6 protein-coding genes are annotated in these 8,713 nt (G+C 50.8%); 2 read left to right on the top strand and 4 right to left on the bottom strand.

From position 1 onward, the window contains the following. Positions 1-342 precede the first annotated feature (342 nt). From HRU10_11560 to HRU10_11545, 4 genes are read right to left on the bottom strand one after another with little or no spacing between them, the layout of a single operon-like run. A complete protein-coding gene (locus HRU10_11560) occupies positions 343-1,485 on the bottom strand; it encodes a C1 family peptidase (protein NRA27869.1) in 1,143 nt (380 codons plus the stop codon). A 24-nt stretch (positions 1,486-1,509) separates the two neighbouring features. Then, a complete protein-coding gene (locus HRU10_11555; protein ID NRA27868.1) occupies positions 1,510-2,787 on the bottom strand; it encodes an SUMF1/EgtB/PvdO family nonheme iron enzyme in 1,278 nt (425 codons plus the stop codon). A gap of 48 nt (positions 2,788-2,835) precedes the next feature. Beyond that, a complete protein-coding gene (locus HRU10_11550; protein ID NRA27867.1) occupies positions 2,836-4,416 on the bottom strand; it encodes a hypothetical protein in 1,581 nt (526 codons plus the stop codon). Positions 4,417-4,430: 14 nt separating this feature from the next. Further along, positions 4,431-4,991 (bottom strand): phosphopantothenoylcysteine decarboxylase, encoded by a 561-nt coding sequence (locus HRU10_11545; protein ID NRA27866.1) that lies wholly within the window; start codon positions 4,989-4,991, stop codon positions 4,431-4,433. A 179-nt stretch (positions 4,992-5,170) separates the two neighbouring features. Between HRU10_11545 and HRU10_11540 the strand changes: the two genes are divergently transcribed. Both HRU10_11540 and ppk1 read left to right on the top strand, forming a co-directional pair. Beyond that, positions 5,171-6,460, top strand: coding sequence for an aldehyde dehydrogenase family protein (locus HRU10_11540; protein ID NRA27865.1), 1,290 nt, complete (start codon positions 5,171-5,173; stop codon positions 6,458-6,460). Positions 6,461-6,496: 36 nt separating this feature from the next. Beyond that, the gene (gene ppk1, locus HRU10_11535; GenBank protein NRA27864.1) at positions 6,497-8,698 is read left to right on the top strand and encodes a polyphosphate kinase 1; all 2,202 of its coding nucleotides are present in this window, start codon (positions 6,497-6,499) and stop codon (positions 8,696-8,698) included. Positions 8,699-8,713 lie beyond the last annotated feature (15 nt).

The following is an 8,713-nucleotide window of genomic DNA, read 5'->3' as shown; positions in this document are numbered from 1 at the left end:
CGATTTTTTCTTTCTTAGCTGCCTTCATTGGTTTCGATTTCGTGTATGAAATGACAACCTATTTCAGGACGACACATTTAAATCGTTGTCGTGATCGTGATCGTCGTCGGTCTAAGAGTTTGGGTCTTGATCCGCTAATGGACGCGAATGAACGCTAATTTTTTTGGGTTCGTATGCTGGGCTTTGGGTTGCCTATGGATAAGATCCGTTGCGGGTTATTTTGGGCGATTGATGCCGAGCTCGGGCTCGGCGGTCCGAGGTGCTGGTTTTTTTGCCGTGGAAGGCGCTGAGGGGGCACTTTAAACCCGCATGGCGATCCCAGCCTGTATCGAAATTTAGGAATTACTTCGAACCACTGTCGATAGACGCTCGGTTCTCTGCGCTTGCCCCTTCGATTTCACCGACCACTTCGATTACGTAAGCATCGTTGAGGTGTTGCTCTAGGTAATTAAACGAGACGATGCCGTAGCCTTGGATACCCCAGTCAAGGCCCCAGGAATTCTTAAAGTAAAAGCGCGTATCCTCAATTTGCCCCGTGGCGTTGCTATACCCCACTAAGGTCACGGCATGCCGATAGCTCTCGACTGGGGTCTGGCTGTCTAAAACAAAGGTACGCTTCAGATTTCGGTGAGGCGGCAAGATCATCCCGATCACTACGGGCCGCTGACGATTGAGTGCTTTTATGAGTTCTTTTATGCGCTCAGCGCGATCAGAACTGAGAATTGCCTGGACTGAAATCGTCGCTCGACGTTCTCGAGCCCGTTCCAGAATTTCGGGCTCCGGGGCTTCGATATCCTGCATCTGGACTCCGAACGTATTCGGCATGATCTCCTCAGTAACGATTCCGTATTGAATGAGTGCTTCAAACACAGTCCGGATAGAAAAACCTGCATCGAAAGCACCGTCATTTATTTGCGGTAAATACGATCCAACACGCTGCATCGTAGCCCAGATAAGAAACTCCTCTGAGAGTCTATCTGTCGACCCTAAGAGTCGAAAATACTCATACTCCAACGCACTTACGACGGCGAAGACTGAGCAGCTGGGTCGCCTTCCTTGATCTTTACTTGCCGTATCGAAATTTCTGAAAATTGGACGCAGATCTACCTCTCTTAGGACATGGACTGGGCTTTCACCCGTTACACGTTTCGAGTGACTGCGCTCACTCTGGAGCTGCGCCCGTTTAGCCGCTTCAAATTGCTCGCGTTGCAAGCGCTCCTGCTCGATCCGCACGCGATATTTTTTTGCGTCGATCGGGTCGTAGCCCATGCGTTCCTGGAGCTCGGGGCCGAGATCTTCAAAAAAGATTTGGTCTACGCCTAGATCATGGCGAATCGTCATGGATTCAGGGTTCACAGACAATACCTCGATGTTGCGGAATTCCTTAAGTCCCAACGGAAGGCGATTGATCTTGGAACCCTTGGGTATGAGCTCTGCTGAAACAGAGAGAGTAGAAATCAGAAATATGAATAGAAGACCGCGCATAAAACCGGTTAGAGATACCTGATTCTAGTCGGCAATTTCGGGTGCCAAAATTACCCGAAATCCAGCAGAATTACTCCGAATGTGTTCACTGACGCCCTCGCGTGCAGCAGATCTACAGCGCGGTGCGAAGTCTTCCCATCCGCCACCTCTCTGGGTGCGCTCACGCAGCGTTTCACTTTCAGGAATTGTGTATTCTGCTAATAAATTGAGCCGAGGCCGAAAGCGATTCAGCGTCCACTCGCGCACGTTTCCATGCATGTCGTAGAGACCCCAGGAATTTGCCTGGAAAGACATCACATTTTGCGATCCATAAACACCTTCGCGCTCGATCAATGTATCTGAGCGGAAGCCGCGAGGATACACTCCAGAAAAATTGCCGTCTGAAGAAGTCGCCGTACTACCCCAGGAGTAGGGTGAATCACTGCCAGCACGCGCCGCATATTCCCATTCCACTTCCGTAGGCAGACGATAGACGTAGCCGGCCGGCAAGCGCCCAACGTCTCTTTCTTGATCTGTCAGCCTCTTGCAAAATGCCATAGCTTCACTCCATTTCACGGAGTCCACGGGCAATTGGCTTCCGACTGAAACACTCGGATTGACGCCCATAATCGATTCGTAGAGAGCTTGGGTCACCTCAGCTTCACCCATCCAAAACGAGTTTTCTACCGTGACAGATCGGACTGGGCCTTCGTTAGGAATGCGAGCGTGCTCCTCGAGAGGACTTCCCTGTTGGAAGTCCCCCGCCTCGATCCAAACATACTTGCCTTTCAGATAGGGTATCGACCACGATGCACCTCCCTGCGGACCAGGAATACGTTCCAATGAGAAGTCTAGATCAATCTGCCGATTGGGTGACACTTGGACAGTTTGCTCCTGGGGAAGAAAATCCCTAGCCTCCACGCGAATGGAGTGATCAACACGCGGAGTCAGTGCAAAGAAGCGTCGGCCAGAATTGGTTTGCTGCGGCTCTGTCGTTACACCATCCACGATGAATCGGGTATTCGTGGGTATGCTATCGGCGATCACGACGACTCCAGGTTTCGGTTTTAATTCAAACAAGACTTTTTTCTTATCACGGTCCGAAAGTTGAACCATCTGTTCCGATGAATGATAATCCTGATGGTTCGCCACAACTCGCAGTGCACCGGGCCGCACATTGATGTGCATCCCTGGCCGCGGAGTGACTCCTGCTCCTTCGAGCTCGATAGAGACCATCTCAAGCATTGTGGAATCATCTGTATCCGATAAGACGACATCCACCAACAATTCTGCCTGCTGGAGCTCCGAAAAGACGAGATCCATTGAATGCTTTTCATTTGCAGCCAGCTCAACACGTTTGCTCACAGAGCGTTAACCCTCTAGCTCTGCCCGGACCACCAAACTTTTCCCAACAGCTAGATCAGGGACTAATAACGGAGTCCTACCCACTAAAATTTCAGCGACAAAGACTGCTGCTCCCATGGGTTCAGTGTTAATCTCCAGCTTAGCAGGAAGGGGAGCGAGCGGCGGTCGAACGGCATGAATTCTGTCACCTTCAAATCTCAAAAACGCACTTTCATAGAGGCGATAATCCGGATGTTCGGCCCTCAACCGATAACGACCAGCCGCAAAAGCATTTGCCTTTGTTTCCAACATGCCAGTTGCATCAATCATTCCTAATTCAACTGCTTTACCTTTTTCTGCAATAAGCGTAATCGTCGTCCCTGACAGACCTGAGACCTGAAAGCCCATATACTGTATAACCGGAGCTGCTACCGGTTCTGGTTCAGGCTCACTCAGTACCATTGGAATCAAGAAATAAGCTAAGGCACCGACGATGAAAAGTGTCCCGAGTCCGAGCCCGAAAGTAAGCAGGAGACCACGTTGCTTCCCGCTAGCTTTAGGCTGCGACCGCCTTAAAGATGCCTTTTGCTTTTCTTTTCGAGATTTGGAGCCCTTCCGTTTTTCCACTGCATTCTCGGCAAGCGGTGGCTCAGCGTGAGTTGAACCATCACCCAAATTATCGATCAGAGAAGTAAGCGTCTGGGGAGATGCCATCCGTTGATCCAAGTCTGGGTCGATCAGCGGCTCCAAAATGGGCACCCAGTCCAACCTTAAATCTGGCCGCATTTCCTTCAGGGGCACCTCAATCGGAAGGGCCGCATGAAACTGTCCCGTCAACATCCAATATGCAACTACGCCAACTGAAAACAGGTCGGATTTCACATGCGGCTCGCCTCCTTGCTGAGCCTCGGGACTCAGGACATCAATCACTGAAATTGCACGACACTGGGATTCTGGTCCAACTGGTGAAATCTCCGATGAAACGATCTCACCGAACAGGGACTGACCCATAGTCGCCATCAACCCACTCAATGCCACCTGAACGTTCAGCTCATCATCAATAAAGATATACGAAGGTGAGAGACTCAGCACAGCACCTCGCTGGCTTTGCACAACAGTCAACATCTCGGCCAAATTGCGTAGCACCTGGCTCACTGACGCTTCATCAAAACACAGCTTAGGCGGGAGCGAAATGTCACCTTTCTCGATAGCCTGGGTCTGGCACCAAACTAATCCTGAGTGTGTCCCGACGAGCCCTTGCTCTTTCTCGTCGTAAATAACCTGTAAACTACGCCCGTGGATGGGATCCATTTGGATACAAAAACGCCCCTGAATCACCGAACAGCCATGGACTTTTGGGAAACCTGGGTGATTGTAATGCTGCGACTCGTTTACAAAGTTTTGGATGCGAGCTCCAAAACGCAGATCCGTGCTAGCACGATAAGGAATCACGCAGAGTGCGAAGGACTCGTTGGTATCCATATGAACTGTGGAATAGATTTTTCCGATCAGGCCCTTTCCGATCAACTCAACGATCTGAAAATCTCCAAACTCGTCTTCCGGGTTGAGGATCGAGTTCTGCGGAAGAATATACCCGTCTGCGCTCATGTTCCCGAAAACACCTAATTCCCCGGTAGGATCTCGACGATCTTGTCCAGAATCGACTCAACGGGAGCTAGCTTCCCATCTCCTTCATAGCCGCAAGCTAACATTCCGGGAACAGGTTCCACCACATGATGACCGCGCTCCCTGAGAACTTTTAGGTTTCCCTGAGTTGCCGGATGATGAAGCATCTTACCGTTCATGGCGGGTGCCAAAATCACAGGTGCCGGTGTCGCTAGGTAAATGTTACTCAGCAGATCGGGTGCTAAACCATGGGTGAACTGAGCCAGCGAGTTTGCGGTAGCCGGGGCGACCACCATGATGTCCGCGGCATCCGCCAGCTCAATATGCCCTGGCTGCCATCCATTGCCCTCTTCCCAGAGATCTACCGATACTGGACGGCGAGACAATGTCTGCAACGTGATTGGAGCGATGATCCGGGTAGCCGATTCTGTCATTACCACATCAACCAAAGCCCCCAGCTTGACGAGCTGACTTACCAAGTCTGCCACTTTGTAAGCTGCAATCGAACCCGTGACGCCTAGTAGCACCCGGCGACTCTCTAAAGGCGTAGTATCCATCTAAGTATTACTGATTTTCATGGTCACCCAATGACAAAAATTCGTGCCTGTAAAACCGATACGATCACCTGACATAAGCTAATTTCTAAGATCAACTATCTATAACGATCTTAATCAGAGTAATTTAGCAGTTGATTGAACTAATAAAATCTCTACTCGATCCCAAAGACACTCCGCTCATGAATCGAGATTCAATCCAAAAGCTAGCCAAGCCTTCGATACTGAGAGATCGTCTGGAGCTCCTTCCGGCATGGAAAGACATGATCTCGGCTCACCGCGAACAGCTTGCTCAGTGCGCAGTGGATCACGTGCGCATACCGGTATCAGATGCCCTCAACGAGATCGATCGATGCACTTGGCTTGCGAATTACCTCTTGAATGAGATCGAAAGAATGCTTCAGGCAGAAGTCAGGATAGCACCTTCAGGGAGACAGACACTGCGCGCCATACAGCCGATGGGAACCGTGCTCGCAGTGATGCCCTGGAATATGCCCTTCTGGAAGATCGTTCGCAGCACCCTTTCAACTTGGCTCACAGGAAATAACGTCATCGTTAAACCTGCCGGTCGGGGTTTTGAATGTGCAAAAAAACTCGAGGAGATTTTTCGACTCACCGGCATTCCAGAGTCTGAATTTTCGGTGCAAAACATTTCTCATGATAAGGTCGAGGACATGCTCACCTACTGTGAAGTAGATGGTCTGTCCTTTACGGGCTCTACTCCAGCCGGCCTCAAACTTGCCTCGATTGCGAAGCGGCAAGGAATCCACTCGATATTAGAAATGGGAGGCAATGATGCATACATCGTCGCAGCAGATGCAGACCTCGAAACCGCCGCACACACTCTGGTACGCGAGCGCATGAGCTATGCTGGACAACGATGTATAAGCCCGAAACGCATGATCGTAGAACGCGCTGTATACCCACGTTTCACCGAGCAAGTGATCGCCGAACTGTCAGAGATGAAACTGGGGATACCAGAGGACCCAAAAACAGAAATCGGCCCCCTACCCGACAAAAACCGTGTCGATCGTATGGACGGATTTGTGACTGAAAGCGTCAAGCAGGGCGCTCATTTGGCTTATCGGATGCCTACGGATGGCCTACCCGATTCTGAACCTTTCTTCGCTCCCGTCGTCTTGACAGATTGTAGCGAGACTATGCTCCCTCAAAGTAGGGAGTTTTTCGGACCCATTGTAAGCCTATTTCCAGCGGACGATCTCGATGGCGCGATTGCTCTGGCCAACGCCAACTCTCAGACCCTAGGTGGTGGCATATTTACTCAGCGAGCTGAAAGCGATCTCATAGGCATCTTGACGGCTCTCAAGTCAAGCATGCTCGCAGTGAACAATGTGGTGGAGGCCATCCCCGAGATACCCTTTGGCGGACGCGGGACTTCCGGCTCCGGACGCGAACTAGGAAAAACGGGATTACTCGCATTTCTTGAAGAACGCAGCATCTGGCTGAGTTGACTTGTCATTGCCATGCCCAGCTTTTTGCTCGGGATAATGTCCGACAACCGCCCAGCTCCAAAGATGACCTCCAATCGCCGCCCGCAAAGTGAAAGCATCCCCGCGCCGGCCAACGCGGAGATGCCTACCGAGAGCAGTGCGCGGATTCCTTTCTTCAACCGTGAGCTCAGTTGGCTCGCATTCAACCGGCGGGTATTAGAGCAGGCGGAAAACACAGACTATCCCTTGTGCGAACGGATGAAGTTTCTCGCTTTCGTGACGTCGAACTTGGACGAATTTTTTGAAATCCGTGTCTCTGGGATCATGCAGCAGATAGAGAGTGGCGTGAGTGAAAAAGGCCCGGACAACTTGGGGCCCCGCGAGCAACTCAGGCGAATCAATACCTTGGTTACCAAGCTTGTGAAGGATCAGTATGGAGCTTGGATGGACGATATTATCCCCTCCTTCGCTGAGGAACGCATCTTTTTCCGAGACATCGACGGACTCAGCGAAGCGGGCCAATCTTGGGTAAAGCATTATTTTGAAGAGCAAGTCTACCCCGTACTGACGCCCCTGGCCATCGACCCCACTCACCCGTTTCCTCAACTGGCCAATAAATCTCTCAACATCTTAGTAGGGCTCAAAGACACACGCCGCAAACGTGGCCCACAACTCATGGCCATCATCCCTGTGCCGCGTATTCTTCCCAGGGTGGTACGCATCGAAGGTCACGAGAATGCCGAAGAAACCGTGTTTGTTTTCATCTCCGATATTATCCGAAAACATGCCGGCACTCTATTCCCTGGCTACGAAATAAATGGCGCCTACGCATTCCGCATTACGCGTAATTCGGACCTCTACATCGATGAAGAAGAGGTCGACAACTTGCTCCTGAAAATCGAAGAAGAACTCTACAATATTCGAAAGGGAGATGCAGTACGCTTGGAGATTCGCGAAGGAATTGATGAGGGACTGTTACAACAATTGTTGAAGGCACTCAATTTGGGTCCTGAACATACTTACTTCATTCGAGGAAATATTAATCTCACGCGCCTTATGGCGGTTTACGATGAGATCGATCGACCCGATCTCAAATTTCCCCCATTTTACCCCCGTATGCCCAAGGCGTTGCAGGGGCATAAGCCTATTTTTGCTCAAATCCGCGAACGCGATATATTTCTACATCACCCCTTCGACAGCTTTTCACCTGTTGTGGATTTCGTCGAACAAGCGGCAAAGGACCCTACCGTCTTTGCCATCAAGCAAACGCTCTACCGCACTAGCGGGGACTCCCCCATCGTCAATGCCCTCAAGGAGGCATCTCTCAATGGCAAGCAAGTGACCGTCTTGGTGGAACTCAAAGCCCGTTTCGATGAAGCCAACAATATAGCGTGGGCCCGACAACTTGAAGAAGTCGGCGTGCACGTCGTTTACGGCCTTACCGGCCTCAAGACACATTGCAAAACTTCCTTGGTGGTCCGCCGAGAAGGTGAGCACATGCGTCGTTACTGTCACCTCGGCACGGGCAACTACAATCCGAAGACAGCTAAGCTTTATACAGATTGCTCCATGTTTACTGCTCGACAAGACATCACCCGCGAGGTGCATGATCTATTCAATACTCTTACCGGCTTCAGCAGTGAACCAACCTTTAATACCCTGCTCTGCGCTCCCTTTAATTTCCACAGCGGCATCCAAAAGCTAATCAAGAAAGAGGCGGCCAATGCCAAAGCCGGCAAACCCGCGCGTATTTGGGCAAAATGTAATAGCCTCATCGACTCTAAGACGATCGAGAACCTCTACGAAGCATCGCAAGCCGGGGTTCAAATAGACTTGGTGGTCCGAGGCATCTGTGGACTCGTTCCAGGCCTCCCTGGAGTCAGCGATAATATCCATGTCACCTCAATTCTTGGTCGCTATCTTGAACATACACGCATCTATTACTTTGAAAATGGTAACGACGACGCTGTCTACTTGATGGGCAGTGGCGATTGGATGCCCCGCAACTTCTTCCGTCGTATCGAAGCCATTTTTCCTGTCGAAGATCCAAAGATTCGCGAGAGCCTGGACCATCTCATCGAAGTCTACATGAAAGACAATGTTCAGACCAAGGTCCTGAAATCAAACGGCTCCTACTCGCGAAAGATCCGCGCCAAGGGCGAATTAAGTTTTTGCGCTCAATCCTATTTTGAAGCCGAAGCGCAGGGTCCAGAGCCCATTGTTTCTGTACCTTCAGAGGTTCTACCCGAAACTTCTTAGACCCAGAGTATTTTC

The organism is Opitutales bacterium (assembly GCA_013215165.1).
Taxonomy (GTDB): domain Bacteria; phylum Verrucomicrobiota; class Verrucomicrobiia; order Opitutales; family JABSRG01; genus JABSRG01.
This window is presented reverse-complemented; position numbering and strand designations above follow the sequence as displayed.